25 protein-coding genes are annotated in these 17,994 nt (G+C 66.2%); 11 read left to right on the forward strand and 14 right to left on the reverse strand.

Annotation, left to right across the window (positions count from 1 at the left end; all coding sequences use genetic code 11):
- Positions 1-8 precede the first annotated feature (8 nt).
- From JJ918_RS04490 to JJ918_RS04500, 3 genes are read right to left on the reverse strand one after another with little or no spacing between them, the layout of a single operon-like run.
- The gene (locus JJ918_RS04490) at positions 9-611 is read right to left on the reverse strand and encodes a response regulator transcription factor (RefSeq protein WP_291883829.1); all 603 of its coding nucleotides are present in this window, start codon (positions 609-611) and stop codon (positions 9-11) included.
- A complete protein-coding gene (locus JJ918_RS04495; protein ID WP_291883831.1) occupies positions 608-1,729 on the reverse strand; it encodes a sensor histidine kinase in 1,122 nt (373 codons plus the stop codon). Before JJ918_RS04495 ends, JJ918_RS04490 begins: the two co-directional genes overlap by 4 nt.
- Positions 1,726-2,325 (reverse strand): hypothetical protein, encoded by a 600-nt coding sequence (locus JJ918_RS04500; protein ID WP_291883834.1) that lies wholly within the window; start codon positions 2,323-2,325, stop codon positions 1,726-1,728. The genes JJ918_RS04495 and JJ918_RS04500 overlap by 4 nt, the downstream gene beginning before the upstream one ends.
- 196 nt (positions 2,326-2,521) lie before the next feature.
- Here JJ918_RS04500 and JJ918_RS04505 point away from each other — a divergent pair, with 196 nt between their 5' ends.
- The 6 genes from JJ918_RS04505 to JJ918_RS04530 all read left to right on the forward strand — a co-directional run bounded on the left by JJ918_RS04505 (position 2,522) and on the right by JJ918_RS04530 (position 6,576).
- Positions 2,522-2,827, forward strand: coding sequence for an aa3-type cytochrome c oxidase subunit IV (locus JJ918_RS04505; RefSeq protein ID WP_291883836.1), 306 nt, complete (start codon positions 2,522-2,524; stop codon positions 2,825-2,827).
- Positions 2,828-2,945: 118 nt separating this feature from the next.
- A complete protein-coding gene (locus JJ918_RS04510; protein ID WP_291883839.1) occupies positions 2,946-4,076 on the forward strand; it encodes a Re/Si-specific NAD(P)(+) transhydrogenase subunit alpha in 1,131 nt (376 codons plus the stop codon).
- A complete protein-coding gene (locus JJ918_RS04515) occupies positions 4,073-4,330 on the forward strand; it encodes a hypothetical protein (RefSeq protein ID WP_291883841.1) in 258 nt (85 codons plus the stop codon). Before JJ918_RS04510 ends, JJ918_RS04515 begins: the two co-directional genes overlap by 4 nt.
- Entirely contained in the window at positions 4,317-4,649 is a 333-nt protein-coding gene (locus JJ918_RS04520; RefSeq protein WP_271186975.1) for a proton-translocating transhydrogenase family protein, read from the forward strand. The genes JJ918_RS04515 and JJ918_RS04520 overlap by 14 nt, the downstream gene beginning before the upstream one ends.
- Before the next feature lie 2 nt (positions 4,650-4,651).
- On the forward strand, positions 4,652-6,055 hold the full coding sequence (locus JJ918_RS04525; RefSeq protein WP_291883846.1) for an NAD(P)(+) transhydrogenase (Re/Si-specific) subunit beta: 1,404 nt from the start codon (positions 4,652-4,654) through the stop codon (positions 6,053-6,055).
- Positions 6,056-6,147: 92 nt separating this feature from the next.
- Positions 6,148-6,576 (forward strand): DUF3995 domain-containing protein, encoded by a 429-nt coding sequence (locus JJ918_RS04530; protein ID WP_291883848.1) that lies wholly within the window; start codon positions 6,148-6,150, stop codon positions 6,574-6,576.
- Positions 6,577-6,591: 15 nt separating this feature from the next.
- Here JJ918_RS04530 and JJ918_RS04535 read toward each other — a convergent pair whose 3' ends face one another.
- The 4 genes from JJ918_RS04535 to JJ918_RS04550 form a co-directional block, all read right to left on the reverse strand.
- Positions 6,592-6,951, reverse strand: coding sequence for a hypothetical protein (locus tag JJ918_RS04535; protein ID WP_271186972.1), 360 nt, complete (start codon positions 6,949-6,951; stop codon positions 6,592-6,594).
- Positions 6,948-7,592 (reverse strand): SatD family protein, encoded by a 645-nt coding sequence (locus JJ918_RS04540; protein ID WP_291883852.1) that lies wholly within the window; start codon positions 7,590-7,592, stop codon positions 6,948-6,950. The genes JJ918_RS04535 and JJ918_RS04540 overlap by 4 nt, the downstream gene beginning before the upstream one ends.
- A 65-nt stretch (positions 7,593-7,657) precedes the next feature.
- Positions 7,658-8,278, reverse strand: a complete 621-nt coding sequence (locus JJ918_RS04545) for a class I SAM-dependent methyltransferase (RefSeq protein ID WP_291883855.1) — start codon at positions 8,276-8,278, stop codon at positions 7,658-7,660.
- Positions 8,278-8,754, reverse strand: coding sequence for a DUF6265 family protein (locus JJ918_RS04550; protein ID WP_291883858.1), 477 nt, complete (start codon positions 8,752-8,754; stop codon positions 8,278-8,280). Before JJ918_RS04550 ends, JJ918_RS04545 begins: the two co-directional genes overlap by 1 nt.
- An 81-nt stretch (positions 8,755-8,835) precedes the next feature.
- On the opposite strand from JJ918_RS04550, the gene JJ918_RS04555 reads away from it, so the two are divergent.
- Positions 8,836-9,393 carry a DUF4269 domain-containing protein gene (locus JJ918_RS04555; protein ID WP_291883860.1) on the forward strand — a complete coding sequence of 186 codons (558 nt, stop codon included), beginning with the start codon at positions 8,836-8,838 and terminating at the stop codon, positions 9,391-9,393.
- Here JJ918_RS04555 and JJ918_RS04560 read toward each other — a convergent pair.
- The gene (locus JJ918_RS04560; protein ID WP_291883863.1) at positions 9,390-10,130 is read right to left on the reverse strand and encodes a 2OG-Fe(II) oxygenase family protein; all 741 of its coding nucleotides are present in this window, start codon (positions 10,128-10,130) and stop codon (positions 9,390-9,392) included. The genes JJ918_RS04555 and JJ918_RS04560 overlap by 4 nt on opposite strands.
- A gap of 94 nt (positions 10,131-10,224) precedes the next feature.
- The gene (locus JJ918_RS04565; RefSeq protein WP_291883865.1) at positions 10,225-10,554 is read right to left on the reverse strand and encodes a TraR/DksA C4-type zinc finger protein; all 330 of its coding nucleotides are present in this window, start codon (positions 10,552-10,554) and stop codon (positions 10,225-10,227) included.
- Positions 10,555-10,734: 180 nt separating this feature from the next.
- On the opposite strand from JJ918_RS04565, the gene JJ918_RS04570 reads away from it, so the two are divergent.
- Positions 10,735-11,676 (forward strand): ABC transporter ATP-binding protein, encoded by a 942-nt coding sequence (locus JJ918_RS04570; RefSeq protein ID WP_291883867.1) that lies wholly within the window; start codon positions 10,735-10,737, stop codon positions 11,674-11,676.
- A complete protein-coding gene (locus tag JJ918_RS04575) occupies positions 11,676-13,073 on the forward strand; it encodes an ABC transporter permease (RefSeq protein WP_291883869.1) in 1,398 nt (465 codons plus the stop codon). The genes JJ918_RS04570 and JJ918_RS04575 overlap by 1 nt, the downstream gene beginning before the upstream one ends.
- A gap of 271 nt (positions 13,074-13,344) precedes the next feature.
- On the opposite strand, the gene rpsU is transcribed toward JJ918_RS04575, so the two are convergent.
- Positions 13,345-13,602 (reverse strand): 30S ribosomal protein S21, encoded by a 258-nt coding sequence (gene rpsU / locus JJ918_RS04580; RefSeq protein WP_366917239.1) that lies wholly within the window; start codon positions 13,600-13,602, stop codon positions 13,345-13,347.
- Between the two features lie 124 nt (positions 13,603-13,726).
- Between rpsU and JJ918_RS04585 the strand changes: the two genes are divergently transcribed.
- On the forward strand, positions 13,727-14,404 hold the full coding sequence (locus tag JJ918_RS04585) for a COQ9 family protein (RefSeq protein WP_291883873.1): 678 nt from the start codon (positions 13,727-13,729) through the stop codon (positions 14,402-14,404).
- A gap of 9 nt (positions 14,405-14,413) precedes the next feature.
- Here JJ918_RS04585 and JJ918_RS04590 read toward each other — a convergent pair whose 3' ends face one another.
- Genes JJ918_RS04590 through purE form a run of 3 tightly spaced genes read right to left on the reverse strand, consistent with a single transcriptional unit; the run spans position 14,414 to position 16,834 of the window.
- Complete coding sequence (locus JJ918_RS04590) at positions 14,414-15,205, reverse strand: metallophosphoesterase (protein WP_291883877.1); 792 nt, start codon at positions 15,203-15,205, stop codon at positions 14,414-14,416.
- Between the two features lie 45 nt (positions 15,206-15,250).
- Positions 15,251-16,330: a 5-(carboxyamino)imidazole ribonucleotide synthase gene (locus JJ918_RS04595; protein ID WP_291883880.1), complete on the reverse strand. Its 1,080-nt coding sequence runs from the start codon at positions 16,328-16,330 to the stop codon at positions 15,251-15,253.
- A gap of 6 nt (positions 16,331-16,336) precedes the next feature.
- Positions 16,337-16,834, reverse strand: coding sequence for a 5-(carboxyamino)imidazole ribonucleotide mutase (purE, locus tag JJ918_RS04600; protein WP_291884194.1), 498 nt, complete (start codon positions 16,832-16,834; stop codon positions 16,337-16,339).
- 189 nt (positions 16,835-17,023) lie between these two features.
- On the opposite strand from purE, the gene JJ918_RS04605 reads away from it, so the two are divergent.
- Complete coding sequence (locus JJ918_RS04605) at positions 17,024-17,761, forward strand: GGDEF domain-containing protein (protein WP_291883882.1); 738 nt, start codon at positions 17,024-17,026, stop codon at positions 17,759-17,761.
- Between the two features lie 20 nt (positions 17,762-17,781).
- On the opposite strand, the gene JJ918_RS04610 is transcribed toward JJ918_RS04605, so the two are convergent.
- Positions 17,782-17,994, reverse strand: a complete 213-nt coding sequence (locus tag JJ918_RS04610) for a YdcH family protein (protein ID WP_291883884.1) — start codon at positions 17,992-17,994, stop codon at positions 17,782-17,784.

A 17,994-nucleotide genomic window follows, 5' to 3' on the forward strand; every position in this document is an offset into this window, starting at 1 on the left:
GTGCCAGCTCACAACCAGCCGCGCTCGCGGGCGAGCCGGGCCGCCTCGATCCGGTTGGCCGCACCCAGTTTGGAAATCGCGCTGTGCAGGTAATTGCGCACCGTGCCCCGTGCCAGCCCCTCGGCCTTGGCGATGGCGGGACTGTCCATGCCGGCTTCTGCCAGACGCAACAGCCGCCGCTCGGTATCGGTCAGCGGATCGGCCTCGCTCCAGGCCTGTTCGGCCAGACCGGGCGCGATAACCCGTTCGCCGGCCGCGACACGGCGCACGGCTTCGGCGAGCTCGGCCGAGGGCGTGTCCTTGAGCAGATAACCGCTCACGCCGGCCTCCAGCGCGCGGCGCAGATAGCCGGGCCGGTCGAATGTGGTGACGATCAGCACACGCGTCTTCGCGCCGTCGCGGCGCAGCTGGGCGGCCAGTTCCAGACCGGTGAGACCGGGCATTTCGATATCGGTGACGAGGACGCCCGGTTCGTGGCGGCGCACCAGATCCAGCGCCTCGCGGCCGGTCGCTGCCGTGCCGGCCACGGCGATATCGCTTTCCAGCGACAACAGCGTCGCCAGCGCATCGCGCAGCATGGTCTGGTCTTCGGCAATGACGATATCGATCATGAGGCCGTGTCCTCCCTGCCCGCCGGCCAGACCGCGCGCAGGCCACTGCCCCGCCCGTCCAGCCCGCGTTCGGTGTGAAGCGTCATGCCCGCCTCGGCCAGCCGCTGGCGCAGCCCGTCCAGCCCCCGGCCGGCGAAGCGCGCGCCACCGCGGCCATCATCGGCCAGGGTGAGCACCAGGCCGTCCTTATCCGTGTGCAGGGAGATGGCGACACGGCGCGCACCGGCATGGCGCAGCACATTGGTCGCGCCTTCGCGCACCACCATGCCGAACGCCCCGGCGGCCATATCGGACAGGTTTGCGCCGGCAGGCAGATCGAGGCTCACCTCCAGCCCGGCATCGCGCAGGCGGCCGGCGATCTCGCCGGCGACCTCGGCCAGCGGACGCACCCGCAGCCCGGTGACCGCCTCGCGCACTTCGGCCAGGGCATCGCGGCCGATCTGCTGGATCGCCGTCAGTTCCGCCCGCGCCCGCTGCGGATCGGCATCGAAGAGGCGGTTGGCGAGGTCGGCCTTCAGCGTGACGACCGACAGTGTGTGGCCCAGAAGGTCGTGCAGGTCGCGGGCGATGCGCTGGCGCTCGGCCTCGACGGCGCGGGCGGCGGCATCGGCCTCCATCTCCTCGCGCACGGCCTCGCGTTCCTCGCTGCGGGCCGACCAGGCCGTCGCCGCCGCGATAATCGCGCCGAACACGAGATAGGCCAGTCCATAGAGCCAGGGCACGCCGGTTGCCAGACAGCCGGCCACCAGGGCGGCGAGCCAGGCGACAAGGCCGATGCGCTGCCACTGCCGGTCGCGGATGCGTGCCATCATGGCGACGGCAAAGATCAGATAGACCGCGGCGCCCGGATTGACCGTCAGCAGCCAGAACCCCAGGAGCTGGACCGCCAGCGCCGCCGGCAGGCTGGTCCAGTCGCGGCGGATCATGGCGAAGACGAAGAGGCAGAGGAAAAGCGCCGTCGCCACGATCGTGACGGCCAGGGTCTCGCCCACCGGCACGCCGTAGAACCAGGGCGCAAACGGCAGCACCAGATAGACCAGATAGATCCAGGGCCGGTGGGGCGAGAGATGCCGCCACCACCGGCCTTGCGTCTTCACGTTTTGCAGGCGTGCCTTCACGCGGGCTGCTCCGTCATCGCCGTGGCCTGAAGGCCCTTCTTACGGCGCAAACGGCCCAGTTCCCAGCGCATCCCGCCCGCGGCCAGCAGGTAGAGCGCGGCAACGGTCAGCGGCAGCACGTCGAAGCGGCCTTCCGGGAAGGCATACCAGAGCACGGTCACGGCAGCGACGCGCACAATGGCGTGGATCAGGCAGACGCGGCTGCCATAGGTCCAGCCGATGACCGGCCAGTGCAGCGTCATGCCGATCGCCAGGCTGAGCGGGGCGGCGTCCGGCGAGATGCCCAGAACGACGAAATGTATCGGCCACAGCATGTTGATCGACATCACCGACAACAGGCCGACACCGGCGATCGGCGATTTCGACTTCATGAAGGGCGAGGCGAGGGGTTTCTGCAGCAGGAGGCCCAGCGGGAAGATCATGCCGGACATGGCCGCGGCGGTCAGCGCCCAGTCTGCCGCCGGCAGGTAGCGGCTGAGCACGGCGAGGGCGATCCAGTAGATGGCGCCCGCCACGGGCAGGGAAATACCGCCGCCGGCGTCGAGATAATACTGGTCCTTGACGGCCTGCAGCTGGGTTTTGAAATCGTCGGTCATGAGAGGCTCCGGTGTTCGTGTCCGGAGCCACTCTCGCGCAGCAGCGGTCCGGGCGGCAGAAACAGGTCTCACCGATCGCGCATGACAGGTGTCATGCCGCACAGTGCGCGGCCGGCGGCAGCCCGCATCTTGGCGGGCCGCGCAACGCGTGCTATCCGCTCGGGCACATGGCATCTTTTTGACAGGGGTTGCAGCAATGGCGGCTGATCACGTTCGCGGCGAGATGGACATTTCCCAGCACAAGTCCACGTTCGACGGTTTCATGGCCGTCAGCACCTGGGGCTCTCTGCTCACCGGCGTGACGGTGCTCTACCTCACGCTCGCCTTTGCCGTCGGCCTGGACTGGCTCGCCTCGCTGATCGGCGTCGCCATTGTCGGCGTCATCGCCGGCCTCGTCCTGCAGATGAAGATGAGCTGGTATGTGACCGTGGGCGGCCTGTTCGTGTTCGGACTGGTCTGCGGCGGCGTGGTGCAGCTCTTCAGCCTCGCGCTCGGCGGTTAAATCTGCCTCGCCGGCAGCGCTATACTGCACTGCACAAAGAAATTTTTCTGCAGGCCTTCCCCTTCGGGAAGAATTCGACCATGCTCGCCGCAAACAAGCCAAAAAGCGGCGGGAGACCATGCGAATTGCTATTCTGAAGGAGCGACATGCGGGTGAGACCCGCGTGGCCGCGACCCCTGAAACTGTCAAGAAATTCGTCGGTGCCGGCCATGAGGTCGCCATCGAGAAGGGCGCCGGCGTGGCTGCGGCCATTCCGGACGACGCCTTCGCCGAGGCCGGTGCGACCATCGGCACGGCAGCGGCAACGCTGAAGGGCGCCGAGGCGCTGTTCGGCGTGCGCACACCGGACGAGGCGACGCTCGCCAAGCTGAAGGGCGTGCTGCTCGTCTGCCATCTCGAACCGCACGGCAATACCGCGAAAGCCGAGGCCCTGGCCAAGGCCGGGATCGACGCGCTGGCGATGGAATTCGTGCCGCGCATCACCCGCGCCCAGGCGATGGACGCCCTGTCCTCCCAGGCCAATCTCGCCGGCTATCGCTCGGTGATCGAAGCCGCGCAGCTCTACGGCCGCGCCTTCCCGATGATGATGACGGCGGCCGGCACGGTCGCCCCGGCCAAGGCCTTCGTCATGGGGGTCGGTGTTGCCGGCCTGCAGGCCATCGCCACGGCCCGCCGCCTCGGAGCCGTCGTCACCGCCACGGATGTCCGTCCGGCGGTGAAGGAACAGGTCGCCTCGCTGGGTGCGAAATTCATCGCGGTCGAGGACGAGGAATTCAAGCAGGCCGAGACGGCCGGCGGCTATGCCAAGGAAATGTCCAAGGAATACCAGGCGAAACAGGCCGAGCTCATCGCCAGCCATATCGCCAAGCAGGACGTGGTTGTCACCACCGCCCTGATCCCCGGACGCCCGGCACCGAAACTCGTCTCCAAGGCGATGGTGGAAAGCATGAAGCCCGGTTCGGTGATCATCGACCTGGCCGCGCCCACGGGCGGCAATTGCGAGCTGACCAAGGCCGACGAGGTGGTCGAGCACAAGGGCGTGAAGATCGCCGGCTTTGCCAACCTGCCGGCCCGGCTCGCCGCCGACAGTTCCGCGCTCTACGCGAAAAACCTCGCCAACCTGCTGCCGCTGCTCGTCGACGAGGAGGGCAAGAAGGCGCCGCACTGGGACGATGAAGTCATCCAGGGCATGGCGCTGACCAAGGGCGGCGAGGTGGTGCACCCGAGCCTGGTGAAGGAAGGCGCGTGATAGTCGCACTCCTCCGCAACGTCCTGTCGTGGCTGGCGGCCGCGGCCATTGCGATTGGAGTGATCCTGCTGTTCATCGGTGTGTTCTCCGGAATTCTGCTGTCGACCGAACCGCTTGACCAATTCGGCCAGCAGCCCGGCCTCAGCGCCGACGCTAAACTTGTCACTTTCGCCGGAGGCATTTCAGCCCTTCTCATTGGCGCTGTTCTGCTCTTCGGCCGGAGCCAAATTGGAGGTTTCAATGGAAGCCGTTGATCCCGTCATCTTCCGCCTGGCGATCTTCGTCCTGGCGGTCTTCGTGGGCTATTACGTCGTCTGGTCGGTGACCCCGGCCCTGCACACGCCGCTGATGGCCGTCACCAATGCCATTTCCTCGGTCATCATTGTCGGCGCCCTTCTGGCCGCCACGGCCACGGCCGGCAGCGAGGTCGCAGGCCAGGCCGCGTCCGGCGGCGGTGCGGGCTTCTCGCGCGGGCTGGGCTTCGTCGCCATCATCCTGGCGAGCGTGAACATTTTCGGGGGCTTCCTGGTCACCCGGCGCATGCTGGCCATGTACAAGAAGAAGGAGCGCTAGACATGTCCGTCAATCTGGCTGCCCTCCTCTATCTCGTCTCCGGCATTCTCTTCATCCTGGCCCTGCGCGGCCTGTCGAGCCCGGAAACCGCCCGCCGCGGCAATCTGTTCGGCATGGCCGGCATGGCGCTGGCGATCGTCACCACCCTGCTCGCCGTCGATCTCGACGCACTGTCGCTGGTGCTGATCGTGGCCGGTATCGCCATCGGCGGCGGTGTCGGTGCGGTGATCGCACGGCGCGTGCCGATGACCGCGATGCCGCAACTGGTCGCCGCCTTCCACTCGCTGGTCGGCATGGCGGCCGTACTGGTCGCCGCGGCCGCGCTCTACGCGCCGAACGCCTTCCACATCGCCGACGCGCTGGGCAATCTCAAACAGCTCTCCCTGTTCGAACTGTCGCTGGGCACCGCGATCGGCGCCATCACCTTCTCCGGTTCGGTGATCGCCTTTGCCAAGCTGAACGGCAACATGTCCGGCGCGCCGATCATCCTGCCCGCCCGGCACATCCTGAACATCGCCATCGGCGTCTTCATCGCCCTGATGATCGCCTTCCTGATGGCCTCGGGCGGCGATGCGAAACTCGCCTTCTGGCTGATCACCGTCGCAGCCCTCGTGCTGGGCATCACGCTGATCATCCCGATCGGCGGCGCCGACATGCCGGTGGTGGTGTCGATGCTGAACTCCTATTCCGGCTGGGCCGCGGCCGCGCTCGGCTTCACGCTGGAGAATACGGCACTGCTGGTCACCGGCGCGCTGGTCGGTTCGTCCGGTGCGATCCTGTCCTACATCATGTGCAAGGGCATGAACCGCTCCTTCATCTCGGTCATCCTGGGCGGGTTCGGCGCCGACAGCGCCGCAGCCGGCGATGCCGGTCCGCAGGGCAATGCCAAGATGGGCTCGGCCGACGACGCCGCCTTCGTGATGAAGAATGCCGGCAAGGTCATCATCGTGCCGGGCTATGGCATGGCCGTCGCCCAGGCGCAGCACGCGCTGAAGGAAATGGCCGACATGCTCAAGGAGGAAGGCGTCGAGGTCTCCTACGCCATCCACCCGGTCGCCGGCCGCATGCCGGGCCACATGAACGTCCTCCTGGCCGAGGCCCAGGTGCCCTATGACGAGGTGTTCGAGCTGGAGGACATCAACTCCTCCTTCTCCAATGCCGACGTCGCCTTCGTGATCGGCGCCAATGACGTCACCAATCCGGCCGCCGAGGACGACCCCGGCTCACCGATCTACGGCATGCCCGTCCTGCAGGTCTGGAAGGCCCGCACCGTCTTCTTCGTGAAACGCTCGCTGGGCTCCGGCTATGCCGGGGTGGAGAACCCGCTCTTCTTCCGCGACAACACGATGATGCTGCTGGGCGACGCCAAGAAAATGGTCGAGAGCATCGTCAAGGCACTCGACTGACGGATCCCGGGAAGCGGCGCGACGATGTGACCGCTTCCCGTTCCGCCCCCGTCACGCATGATGCCCGCGCGCCGGATCGGAAGGGGCATGTCATGCATACGGTTCTGGGCTGGTTCTGCTTTCTCGTCCTGTCGGCGACAGCCGGTCTGCATGTCTATTGGGGACTGGGCGGCCTCTGGCCGGCCGATAATGCAGCGGCGCTGTCGCGCACCGTGATCGGCACGCACAGCGGTGTCATGCCGCCGGCCGGAGTGACGCTCGTCGTTGCGGTCCTGATCTTCGCCGCCGGCAGTTTCGCTTTCGCGCGTGGGGTCCTGGCCTGGGACTCGCTGATCCTGCTGCGGGTGCCGCTGGCGGGCCTGGCCCTGATTTTCCTGCTGCGCGGCGCGGTGACCTATATGCCCGGCCCCTTCGCACAGGCCGCCGAACCCTTCGCCCACCTCAACGCGGTCTATTTCTCGCCGCTCATCCTCGCACTGGGCGCCGCCTTCGCCGCGCTGGCCCTGTCGCCTCGGCAATAGGGTCGGACGCTGGTTCTAGAGCAGTGCGGGGACCACGCTTCGCACCAGGAAGACCGCGAATAACACCATCAGCACCGATACCAGATTGCCGACGAGGAAGTAGTTCTTCATCTCGTCATGGTCCGGGCTCTCATCGCTCATCCGGTTGGCCAGCTTGACCGCGGCGAACAGGGTCAACACGTGCGGATAGCCCATCAGCAGACCGGCATAGAGCATCAACCTCTCCAGCACGCCCTTCACCGTCTCGATATCGAACCAGCGTCCCGTCTCCCGCTCGCCGGGCAACGCCAGCCGCAGCCAGCGGAAGAGGAAAAGGCCGGCGACCTCCATCACCAGGAAGATGCCGGCCGCAGCTGCGCTTTCAGCGATCATCATCCCTCCTCCGACGGGGAGGCCAGTCCCCGATCCAGAATCGTCAGCAGCGCCGATTGCAGCGCCCGGTACTCTTCGACGAGCAGCGTCCTGCGGCGGCGGTAGACGCTGGTGCGATCGCGGTCGAGCCGGTCGGCGGCTACGCTGTCGTCCGGCTCTTCCAGCAGAACCGCCGCATAGGGTCGCTCGATGTCGTTCCAGCGCGCCAGCAGACCTTCCAGCGCCAGCAGAATGTCTGCGGCAGCAGCCGTGAGCGTCGCATCCACCAGCTCAATCGTGCAGCGTGTCCTGCGGCGCTTCTGGGTCGGCTTTTCGGTCAGTAGCTGGCGTGCCCGCGTCAGGCCCGGCCCGAGCATGCCGTGGGCGATGTCCGGGTTTATCGGCGTTTCGATACCGCCCTCCAGTATGACATAATGCAGGTCGATCGGCGGATCGGCCTCAAGGCACAGCGCATCAAGAGCAAAAACGATGCGCATGGCAGCTTCCGCCGAAGCGACGACGCCCTGGAATTCGTCGCCCAGCGTGACCGTGAGCGGAGAACGGATATCGTCGGCCTGCGTGTCGTTGATCGTGGCGACAACGCCGGCCAGCCAGTCTCGAACCCGCCCCGCCTCGCGCCGAGAACTCGCCGTCACATCGCCCATAAGGATAATATTATTTTGCATCATTTGAGCAAAATATCACAATGTGCATATTATCTGCAACACATCTAACCCACACTAGCGACGCCGCGATAGACAAAGCCCGCGATCCGGGGCGTGCGCGGCGTATAGGCGGCATCCATCGTGTCGATGTGAAACCCGCCCTGTGCGATCAGCCGGTCCATCGGACGGGCGAGATGGCAGCCGCCGCCGATCCGCTTCCAGACCGGTTCGATGCGTCTTTGCCAGCGCGCGACGCCGGCGTCCGGCGCCAGCCCGTGTTCCAGGAAGATCAGCCGCCCGCCCGGCCGGAGCACCCGCCGCATCTCGGCGAGCGCGGCCGGCGCGTCGGGAATGGTGCACAGGGTGAAGGTCAAAAGCACGGTGTCGACGCTGTTATCGTCCAGCGGCAGGGCCTCGCCGGGCGCGTCGAGCAATTCCACCGGCACAGCCTGGCGCGCAATGGCCCGGCGCGCCTTTACCCGCATGCCCGCTGACGGCTCGACACCGATCACCCGTTCAACGCGTGCGGCGTCGTAGAAAGGCAGGTTCGTGCCCGATCCCAGACCGACTTCCAGCACCACGCCGCCGGCCTGCGGCACCATGGCCCGGCGGTGTTTCTCGATCGGCCGCGCGCCGCAGGCACAGGCGATCAGGTTGGGCAGGATGCGTTCGTCGTAAAACCCCATCACTCCATCCTGTGAAAATGGAAGGGCACGGTTTCCACGCGCCCGTCCGGGCGGCGCATGTCGAGAAAGGCTTTCAGCCCCGTCTCGCCATCGCGCTCCAGCACCAGGCCCGAGAAGATCACGCGATCGCCGTCCAGTGCAAGAAACCCGAAACTCACCTGTTCACCGTTTTCCTCCCAACCGGTGAAGTCGCGGTTGAAGTGCTTCACGTGATAGCCGAACGCCCCGTCGGGATTGTGGCCGATCATCAGCATTTCGGAGAATTGCAGCGCGCCGTCGGCACTGTACTGGAAGGCGCCGACCAGCTCGCCGGACGCGGTGCGCATCCAGCATTCCGACATCTCGCCCGCAAAGCCGGGCCCGGCCCAGCACCCTTCCAGCCAGCCAAGTGCAGCGAGAACCTCGTCCGGCTCGCTCGCCTTCGACGGCGCCGAGAGCAGGCCCAGCCAGACCGTCGCAATCAGAAAGACACGCATTTGAAACCCTCCGGCAGCCCGCACTGCCCGTCTGGCAGCGACGGCGTTGACACTAGGCCATAATCGGGAGAAAGGCGTTCCATGCCTTGCGACATTCTTGCGTTGCGCAAAGCGCGCGCCATACTTGACCGCGCAGACGTGTTCGGCCGACTTGCGCCCTTCGATCCGCGCTGGGTCGGCTCGATCCCGCTGGATGTGCATGGACCGGACGCCGATGCCGATATTGCCTGCACCGCCGGACCGGATCTCGCTGTCTTTCGCGACGCCCTGATCGCCGCTTTTCCCGATGCAGCCGTCGCCGACAATGAGCATGCCGGCGAAGCCTCGGTGATCGCCCGGCTGACGCTGGAGGGCATGCCGGTGGAGATTTTCGGCCGCTGCCGCCCGGTGGAAACCCATGAAAGCTATATCCACTGGCTGGCCGAGGATCGCCTTCTGACCCTAGCCGAAGACCGGTTTCGCGACGATATCCGCGCCGCCAAGGCCGGCGGGCTGAAGACCGAACCGGCCTTTGCCCGGGTGCTGGGCCTGGGTGGCGATCCCTTTGCCGAACTCCTCAAGCTCGCCTCACCCGGCGACGACGCCCTGCGAACGCTGATCAGCCGGGCCGGCTATGCCACGAAGGGCACAGCGCCCTAGCTGCCGCCCGGTCCCGGGTCGGTGCCGGTGCGCAGCCAGCCGGTGATCGAGACCCGCGCGGCGCGCACCTTGTCGCCGACACGCGTCACGGCGTGCGGCTGCGGCACCTTGAACATGGACAGTGTATTGCCGCGCGGCACGAAGGCCGTCTCGACACTGCCGCCGGGGCCGTAGAATTCCAGCAACCCGCCCCAGCCCTTTTTCCAGCCATCGGACAGGGTGAGCACATAGGCCGCGACCCGGTTCTTGCCGGTCACGCCATCATCATGCGTGGTCAGGAAGTGACCGCGCGTATAGCGGGTCAGCTGGGCATCGGCGAAGGCGATGTCCGGCGCGCCGAGGATGGTGCGCATGGGATCGAGAAAGCGGTCGGAATTGATCAGCTCGAACAGGTCGCACAACGCCGGCACTTCCCGGCGCAGCTCGCCGCGGTGCCATTTGTCGTAGATCGAGTAGGTGTCGTAGAGATAGCCGAAGCCGCGCCTGGCTTCGGCATCGACATGGCGCTGGAACTCGGCCTTCTGGGCCGGAGACTGCTGTCCCATCGCCGCGGAATCGAGATCGAGATGGCGGCCATTGAGCTTGGTCACCAGCGTCCAGCGCGGCACCGTATCGATAGCCGCACGCGCGGCCGCCAGCGTGTCATCGTCCAGCAGGCTTTCCACCTGGCAGCGCGTGGTGTCCGCCATCGCCTGGCGCGGCGTTTCGATATCCAGAGTGGGCGAAAGTGCAGACATGTCTTCCTCGTTCCGGGCCGTGCGGCTAGCTCTGGTTTTTGAGTGGTCGCATTTTCGAACCGCAAAACCGGTCCCCACTTTTGCTGAAAATGCTCTAAGCACAACCGGCGCAGCGTGGCGTTGCCGGATCAATCTCCAGCCGCCGCGCTTCGATCGTTTCACCGCATTCCACGCACCAGCCGTATTCGTCATTCTCCAGCCGTTCGAGCGCGGCGTCGATGCGACGTATTTCCTGCGCCCGCCGGGCCTCGGCCGCCTTGGCCATCGCCTGCACCTGCAGGGAATCCTGGCGCGACAAGCGCCCGACCGATTGCTGGTCGAGCGCCACGGGCTGCCGGTCCTCGCGCGCAGCCACGGACAAGTCCCGCAATTCCTCGCGCAGCGCGAGAAGCCGCGATCTCGCAGTTTCCGGCTCGATGGACATGATCTCCCCGACTGTCTTGCAGCGCTCACTATCGCCCCGCAGGCGGCGCGCCCCAAGACCGCGCTGCAGCCGCCGGTCCTGACCGCGAGAGGAACCGGGAGGGACGTTTTGCTGTTCAATACCGGTGGATCACTGCGCGGCGCACCTCTAGTTTCGCAGGACACGATACTGAGGGGCATCATGTCAGAGACCATTCTCGCCTTGGACAGCGTCTCCAAGACGTTCAACGGCAAGCCCGCCGTCCGCGATGTCAGTTTTTCCGTGGAACGCGGCCAGATTACCGGTTTCCTGGGGCCGAACGGCGCCGGCAAGACCACCAGCCTGCGCATGTCGCTGGGCATTCTCACGCCCGACCGCGGCACGGTTTCGCTGTTCGGCGGCCCGCCGCGTCCGGCGGCGCTCGACCGCGTCGGCTTCCTGCCGGAAGAGCGGGGTATCTATCGCAAGATGAAGGTGATCGATGTGATCGTCTTCTTCGCCCGGCTGAAGGGCGTCGCCCCCGCCGAGGCACGCCGCCGCGGCCTCCAGATGCTCGAGGAATTCGGCCTCGCCGAGGTCGCCGAGAGCAAGGTGAAGACCCTGTCCAAGGGCATGGCGCAGAAGGTCCAGATCATCTCGACCCTGGTGCACGAGCCGGAATTCATCATTCTCGACGAACCCTTCTCCGGCCTCGACCCGGTGAACCAGTATGCGCTGGAGCAGGTGGTGCGCCGGCAGGCCGAGGCCGGGCGTACCGTGCTGTTCTCGACCCACGTGATGGAACACGCCGAACGCCTGTGCGACAAGATCGTGCTGATCGCCAAGGGCCGGAAGGCTTTCGACGGCACGGTCGCCGAGGCGCTGGGCCAGGTACCGCGCCGCGTGACGCTGGAGATCGTCTCCGATCATGATCTTTCCAAGGTGCTGGCCGGCAAGGGCGAGGTTCACCGCGAGACCCAGGGCGAACACGAGGTCTGGATCGTCGATCTGGGTCCCGGTGTCGATGCCCAGGACATTCTCAAGGCCTGTGTCGATGCCGATGTGAAGCTGACCCGGTTCGAACCGGTGCGCGCCCATCTGCATGATGCCTTTGTCCATCTCGTCGGCCGCGAAGCCGCCGCCCCGGAAGCGGAGACCGTCTGATGCGCAATATCTATCTCATCGCCCGCCGCGAATTCCTGTCCTATGTCGCGACCTGGGGCTTCTGGCTGTCGCTGCTCTCCGTGCCGCTCTTCATGGCGCTGGGCTTCGGCATGCCGATCCTGATCGAGAACTCCCAGCCGACCCGCTACTACGTGCTGGTCGACGAGACCGGTGGCCGTCTGGAAGAGGCCGTGTTCGAACAGATCGACCGGTCCCGCGAGGACCAGGCCGAGCAGGCGCGCGAAGCGGCGCGCGAAATCCTCGGCGACAATCCGCAGCTCGGGGAAGCGTTCGACAATTCGATGCAGCTGGACAATGACGGCTATATCCGCGTCGAGGCCGGCACGACCGATCTCAACGAGTTGCGGCCCTATCTGACCGGCGATGCCGAGCTGGAAACCGCCGACGGCCCGCAACCGCTCTTTGCCGCCATCTTCCTCAGCGAACCCGTGCCGGGCCGTGTCGAGATGGCCTACTGGAGCACCAATCTGACCGATCGCGACCTGCGCCGCGATATCCGCGACGCCCTGCGCGATTACATGCATTTGCGCCATCTGGTGGAGAATGGCGTCGACCCGGCGCTGATCGAGGCGGCCGAAGACCTTGAGCCCGTGGTGCGCGAGCTCAATCCGGAACGCACCGACGAGGCCGCCGAAGTCACCGAAAGCGAACGCCTGCCCATCGTGATGGGTGTGGCGACCGCCTTCGGCCTGTGGATCGTGATCTTCTCGGTGGTGAACATGCTGCTCACCGCGATGATCGAGGAGAAGGGCAACAAGGTGCTGGAGATGATGCTGGCCTCGGCCCGGCATCACGAGATCCTCACCGGCAAGCTGCTCGGCGTGGCGGCCGTCTCCGCCACCCTGCTGATCTTCTGGGGCGGCCTCGCCTCGATCGGCGGACTGGCGATCCAGCAATTGATGGCGGCCGCCGACATTCCGGCTGCGGAAATCCTGGCCGCCCTGTTCGATCCGGCACTGCTGGGCCCGGCGATCGGCTATTTCATCGTCGGCTATCTGATGTATGGCGCGGTCTTCCTGGCGATCGGTTCGCTGTGCGAGACGATCCAGGACGCCCAGACGCTGATGAGCCCGATGATGCTGGTGATGATGATGCCGCTCTTCCTGGTGATGATGGCCATCGACGCGCCCGATTCGCCTATCGTGGCGATCGCCAGCTGGATCCCGCTGTGGACCCCCTTCATCATGCTGGTCCGCCTGCCCCAGGATATCGGCATGATCGAGATCATCGGCTCGACCCTCGGCATGGTGGTCACCGCCATGATCGTGATCTGGGGTGCAGGCGTCCTGTTCCGCATGGGCGCCCTCAACCAAGCCAACCAGGACACGGTGAAGAGCTGGTTCCAGTTCGGCGGCAAGAAAAAGGCGGCGGGGTAGGGCGGCGCGGCGCCTGCCGCACACCCCTTTCCGTCAACGCCACCAACAACCGTCATTCCGGCGAAGGCCGGAACCCAGGTCATAGGATCGGGTTGAGCCAAGTTTGGCACGATGCTGTTCTGAGATCTGGGTCCTGACTTTCGTCAGGATGACGGATTGTGGGGGCAGCAGAAACCTCGCCCTGACGGACCGCAATGCCCAAAAGGAAAACGCCGCGCCCCGGATCCGGGACGCGGCGTTTTCGCGAAACCTGTATCAAGGTCTGGCGACCCTAGCGGCGACCGCCACGCTTCGCGATGAGACCCTCGCGCTGCGCCCGCTTGCGGGCCAGCTTGCGCGCACGGCGAATGGCTTCAGCCTTTTGGCGAGCCTTCTTCTCCGACGGCTTTTCATAATGATTGCGGCGCTTCATCTCGCGGAAAGTACCTTCCCGCTGCATCTTCTTTTTCAGCGCGCGGAGCGCTTGCTCCACATTATTGTCGCGCACAACGATCTGTACGATGGCTCTCTCTCCATTATCTGGACGCAAGGACCATCCTCACGCCGCTAGTTCGCCAGAGGCGGGGCTACTACCAGAGCTGCGACGCCGTGTCCACTCTGTCAGCGCACACGGGCGTAGTGACGCGCAGGCGCGTCTGGTCTAGGAATGACGCATGACCGATGCCGCTTCTGACACCCGATTTCGCAAGTCTACCACACGCGAGGCCCTGCTGCAGCCCATGCTGGCCCATGCGGCCTTCGATGGCTGGACGGCAGACAGTTTCCGCGCGGCCTGCGCCGATGCCGGGATCGATGAGGGCCAGGCCCGCCTGGCCTGCCCGCGCGGCGAGCTGGACATGCTGGTGCACTGGTCACGGCGCCTGGACGAGGCCGTGCTGGACGCAGTAAAGGCGGCAAACCTCGCCGAGATGAAGATCCGCGAGCGCGTGCGCTTTGGCGTCACGGCGCGCCTGGAAGCGCTCTCGGGACATGAGGAAGCCGCCCGCCGGGCCCGCGCCCGCCTGATGCTGCCGGACGCCGCTGCAGAGGGGCCGCAATTGCTGTGGGCGACGGCAGACACGATCTGGCGCGCGATCGGCGACACCTCGACCGACGTCAATTTCTACTCGAAGCGGACGATTCTCTCCGGCGTTTTCGGCACGACCCTGGTCGCCTGGCTCAATGAGAGCGATGCCGCAAAGCCCGAAGCCCGCGCCTTTCTCGACCGCCGCATCCAGAATGTGATGGATTTCGAGAAGACCAAGGCCCAGCTGACCAAGATGACCGCCGACCTGCCCGACCTCGCCGGCCTGCTCGGCAAGCTGCGCTACGGCCCGGGACCGCGGGTATAGCTTAGTTAGCTAACCCTCCCACCGCGGAGAAGCGTACCAGGCCTGCTCGGCGGGCACCTGGACAAGGTCGCGCTCGGGCCAGCGCAGGGCGGTGAGATGGCCGCCGAAGACGCAGCCGGTATCCACACAGACGACATTGTTGTGCTCGCGCACATCGGGTTCGGCGACATGGCCGTGCACAACGGTCGCTGTGCCGGAATAATTGCGCGCCCAGTTGCGGCGGACGGGCAGGCCGTGCAGGTCCCGCTCGCCCGTCACTTCACCGAACATGGCAAAGGCCCGCACCCGGGTCGTGTCCTCGCCATGCATGTCGGCATGAACGCCGGCATGGGCGACCACCAGCTCACCGCCATCGAGCAGGAGGTGGTGCGGCAGGCTGTCGATGAAGGCCGCGACCTGACGGCAGAAGGCGTCACTCTCGCGGCGGAACTGGGCGATCGTGGCGTCGAGCCCGTGGCTCACCTTCACATCGCGTCCGGCCAGCCAGCGGCGGAACTTGTCGTCATGATTGCCGACCACGCAATAGCCCGCCCCGGTCTCCACCAGATGCATGGCCAGACGCATCACGTCCGGCGTACGCGGTCCCCGGTCGACCAGATCGCCCAGTAGGACCGCCTTGCGTCCCTCGGGATGCCTGATGCGGTAGTCGCGTGAGCCGGCCACGCCCTCATAGCGCACCTCATAGCCCAGCCGGTGCAGCAGCCGCTCCAGCTCGCCGGCACAGCCATGCACATCCCCGATCAGATCGAACGGGCCGCTGTCATCGATGAAACGGTCGGGTGCGGTGGGATTTGCCATCATGTCCATGCCCCCAATATGGGGCCCGGGACAGCCGAGTGCGAACCCCTAAAGCGGGGAGAGCCGGTTTACATGGCCCATCTTGCGGCCGGCGCGCACGGCGCGCTTGCCATAAAGATGCAGGCGGGCCTGCGGATCGGCCGCAAGCGCCGCCCAGTCATTGGCGTCCTCGCCGATCAGATTCGTCATCACACAGGCCGAGTGCGGCGACGGATCGCCCAGCGGCCAGCCGGCCACGGCGCGCATATGCTGTTCGAACTGGCCGCAGCCGCAGGCATCCATGGTCCAGTGGCCGGTATTGTGGACGCGCGGCGCGATCTCGTTGACCACCAGCCCGTCGGGACCGAGGTCGAAAAGCTCGACCGCGAAGACACCGACATGCTGCAGCCCGCCGCCGATGGCGCGGGCGATCTCCAGCGCGCGGGCCTGGGTCGCCGCATCGACGCCGGTTGCGGGTGCGTGGGTCTGTTTGAGAATGCCGTCGCCGTGGATGTTCTCGCCCAGCGGCCAGGCCTTCACCATGCCGTCGACCGAGCGGGCCGCCACAACGGACAGCTCGCGCGTGAAGGCGGCGGCGCCTTCCAGGATGGCCGGCTTTTCACCGATCGCGTGCCAGGCTTTCGCGGCATCGCCCGGCTCGCGGATCCAGGCCTGGCCCTTGCCGTCATACCCAAAGCGCCGGGTCTTGAGCACAGCCGGCAGACCGATCTGCGCAATGGCTGCTTCAAGACTCTCGAGATCGTCAACGGCGGCGAAGGGCACGGTGGCCACGCCGGCCTCGTTGATGAAGGTTTTCTCGACCAGGCGGTCCTGGGTCAGCTCCAGCGAACGGGCGCCCGGACGCAGATGCGAGACGCGCGCCGCGATCCCGACCGTCGCGACGGGCACGTTCTCGAATTCATAGGTCACCGCATCGCAACGCTCGGCAAAGGCCTGGACGGCGCCTTCATCATCCCAGGGCGCGCAGAAGGACCGGGCCGCCACCCGTGAAGCCGGACAGTCCGGCTCGGGCTCGTAGACGTGGACGTCGAAGCCCAGCGCTGCGCCGGCCGTGGCCAGCATGCGGCCGAGCTGTCCGCCGCCGAGAATGCCGATCACCGAACCGGGCGAGAGCGGAGCTGTCGTCATGGAAGATCAGTCCTCGACCGTCACCGGTACGCTGTCGGTCTGGGCCTGGCGCCAGTGTGCCAGCCGACCGGCGACCCCGTCATCGGACAGGGAGAGAATGGACGCCGCGAGAAGCCCGGCATTGGTGGCGCCGGCCTCGCCGATCGCCAGCGTGCCCACCGGTACGCCGGCCGGCATCTGGACGATGGACAGGAGGCTGTCCTGACCGCTCAGCGCCTTGGACTTCACCGGCACGCCCAGCACCGGCAGGGTTGTCATGGATGCGATCATGCCCGGCAGGTGAGCCGCACCGCCGGCACCGGCGATGATCACCTTGATCCCGCGATCGCGCGCACCCTTGGCGAACTCGACCAGCCGGTCCGGCGTGCGGTGCGCCGAGACGACCTGGGCTTCGTAGTTCACGCCGAGATCGCGCAGCAGGCCGGCCGCCTTCTTCATGGTCGGCCAGTCGGACCGTGAACCCATGACGATGGCGACATCGGCAGGGCTGGCAGCGGCGGCCATATCGGGTGAGGACGGCGAAAGATCGCTCATGACGCTTCCTGAACGAAGAAAAGGAAGCGCGGGACCTTAACCACAGCGCGAGGAAGGTCAAGGCGCCTTTCAAGACAGGGCAATTCTTTCCGGGCTTGAGGGTTTCTTAACCACACTTGTTCACGTTTCGGGAGGATTGGAATCGGAGTGGATCGGCGCATGCGCATCGGCCCCTTGAACACGACCGGCAATGTCTCCCGCAGCGGGCGGGCGGATCCGGCCCGGAAGGGCGACGCGGCAGGCTCTGCTGCGGCGCCGCGGGATTCCGCCTCGATCATGGGCGTTCCCGAAAGCGAACTGACACCGAATGTCCAGCGCGCCCTCCTCTCGCTGATGGGCGAGGTCGATCAGCTGCGCAAGGAGACCGAGCGCCTGCGCGGCCGCGTGCGCGAACTCGAATCGCTGGCCGATCACGATGTCTTGCTGCCGGTGCTGAACCGCCGCGCCTTCCTGCGCGAGGTCTCAAAAGCCCTGGCCCTGGCCGAACGCCACGAAGCGCCGTCCTCGCTGGTCTATATGGACCTGAACGGCTTCAAGGACATCAATGACCGCTTCGGTCATGCCGCCGGCGACGCCGCGTTGCACCATGTGGCCGGCCTGCTGGCGGCCCATGTGCGCGAGACCGACGCGGTCGGCCGTCTGGGCGGGGACGAGTTCGGTCTGGTTCTGACCCTGACCGGTCATGAAGGTGCGCAAGCCAAGGCCCAGGAACTCGTCGACATCATCGAGACGACGCCCTTCATACACAAGGGTCACGAGCTGAGCGTGGGTGCAGCCTGGGGCTGCCATCCGCTGCAGGCCGGCCACAAGGCCGAAGAGGCGATGGCCCAGGCCGACGCCGCCATGTATGCGCGCAAGCAGGCCCAGAAGTCCCAGGCGGACCGCCGCCAAGCCTGAGCGCCAGGCCCTGACGGGGATCAGGCGATGATGTCGGGCGTGATCTGATCCTCAAGCCGGGCGATCTCGTCCTTCAGCCTGAGTTTTTCCTTCTTGAGACGGGCAATCTTCAGCTGGTCGACGACACCATTGTCGGACAGCATGTCGACCTCCCTGTTCAACTCGTCATGCTGCTCGCGCAGCGCAGTGAGCTGTTCAAGAAGGGCCTGTTGCTCCTGGGAATCTCCGTCCAT

The sequence above is a fragment of the Maricaulis sp. genome (genome assembly GCF_017642925.1).
Classification (GTDB): Bacteria; Pseudomonadota; Alphaproteobacteria; order Caulobacterales; family Maricaulaceae; genus Maricaulis.

Coding starts and splice junctions, on each gene's coding strand:
- JJ918_RS04490 (WP_291883829.1), bottom strand. CDS start 611: ATGATCGATATCGTCATTGCCGAAGACCAGACCATGCTGCGCGATGCG.
- JJ918_RS04500 (WP_291883834.1), bottom strand. CDS start 2,325: ATGACCGACGATTTCAAAACCCAGCTGCAGGCCGTCAAGGACCAGTAT.
- JJ918_RS04505 (WP_291883836.1), top strand. CDS start 2,522: ATGGCGGCTGATCACGTTCGCGGCGAGATGGACATTTCCCAGCACAAG.
- JJ918_RS04510 (WP_291883839.1), top strand. CDS start 2,946: ATGCGAATTGCTATTCTGAAGGAGCGACATGCGGGTGAGACCCGCGTG.
- JJ918_RS04520 (WP_271186975.1), top strand. CDS start 4,317: ATGGAAGCCGTTGATCCCGTCATCTTCCGCCTGGCGATCTTCGTCCTG.
- JJ918_RS04525 (WP_291883846.1), top strand. CDS start 4,652: ATGTCCGTCAATCTGGCTGCCCTCCTCTATCTCGTCTCCGGCATTCTC.
- JJ918_RS04530 (WP_291883848.1), top strand. CDS start 6,148: ATGCATACGGTTCTGGGCTGGTTCTGCTTTCTCGTCCTGTCGGCGACA.
- JJ918_RS04535 (WP_271186972.1), bottom strand. CDS start 6,951: ATGATGATCGCTGAAAGCGCAGCTGCGGCCGGCATCTTCCTGGTGATG.
- JJ918_RS04540 (WP_291883852.1), bottom strand. CDS start 7,592: ATGGGCGATGTGACGGCGAGTTCTCGGCGCGAGGCGGGGCGGGTTCGA.
- JJ918_RS04545 (WP_291883855.1), bottom strand. CDS start 8,278: ATGGGGTTTTACGACGAACGCATCCTGCCCAACCTGATCGCCTGTGCC.
- JJ918_RS04550 (WP_291883858.1), bottom strand. CDS start 8,754: ATGCGTGTCTTTCTGATTGCGACGGTCTGGCTGGGCCTGCTCTCGGCG.
- JJ918_RS04555 (WP_291883860.1), top strand. CDS start 8,836: ATGCCTTGCGACATTCTTGCGTTGCGCAAAGCGCGCGCCATACTTGAC.
- JJ918_RS04560 (WP_291883863.1), bottom strand. CDS start 10,130: ATGTCTGCACTTTCGCCCACTCTGGATATCGAAACGCCGCGCCAGGCG.
- JJ918_RS04565 (WP_291883865.1), bottom strand. CDS start 10,554: ATGTCCATCGAGCCGGAAACTGCGAGATCGCGGCTTCTCGCGCTGCGC.
- JJ918_RS04570 (WP_291883867.1), top strand. CDS start 10,735: ATGTCAGAGACCATTCTCGCCTTGGACAGCGTCTCCAAGACGTTCAAC.
- JJ918_RS04575 (WP_291883869.1), top strand. CDS start 11,676: ATGCGCAATATCTATCTCATCGCCCGCCGCGAATTCCTGTCCTATGTC.
- JJ918_RS04585 (WP_291883873.1), top strand. CDS start 13,727: ATGACCGATGCCGCTTCTGACACCCGATTTCGCAAGTCTACCACACGC.
- JJ918_RS04590 (WP_291883877.1), bottom strand. CDS start 15,205: ATGATGGCAAATCCCACCGCACCCGACCGTTTCATCGATGACAGCGGC.
- JJ918_RS04595 (WP_291883880.1), bottom strand. CDS start 16,330: ATGACGACAGCTCCGCTCTCGCCCGGTTCGGTGATCGGCATTCTCGGC.
- purE (WP_291884194.1), bottom strand. CDS start 16,834: ATGGCCGCCGCTGCCAGCCCTGCCGATGTCGCCATCGTCATGGGTTCA.
- JJ918_RS04605 (WP_291883882.1), top strand. CDS start 17,024: ATGCGCATCGGCCCCTTGAACACGACCGGCAATGTCTCCCGCAGCGGG.
- JJ918_RS04610 (WP_291883884.1), bottom strand. CDS start 17,994: ATGGACGGAGATTCCCAGGAGCAACAGGCCCTTCTTGAACAGCTCACT.